Origin of the sequence: Alcanivorax sp. UBA3183, from assembly GCF_002364155.1 — a bacterium.
GTDB classification, from domain to species: Bacteria; Pseudomonadota; Gammaproteobacteria; order Pseudomonadales; family Alcanivoracaceae; genus Alcanivorax; species Alcanivorax jadensis.
Genome location: NZ_DEXN01000025.1, coordinates 1,781 through 2,064 on the forward strand (window position 1 = coordinate 1,781; position 284 = coordinate 2,064).

The following is a 284-nucleotide window of genomic DNA, read 5'->3' on the forward strand; positions in this document are numbered from 1 at the left end:
GCTCAAGCGCCGCTCCTACAAATGCAATCAACACAGGGCAACACGCGGGCCCCAGTCACAAAAAAAGCCCGTCGGATTTTCACCCGGCGGGCTTTTTTTGTGCTGAACGCTACTTAGAAATTGTAGCGGCCGAACACACCGTAGGTATCACGGTCGCCACCGACAATAACGCGGGCGCCCAGATCCACCACCGGGGTCAGTTTAAACAGACCCTGGCCGTAAACACCCAGATCGTCGTCGTACAGATCCATATAGGTCAGGCCACCGGACAGTTCCAGCTGTTC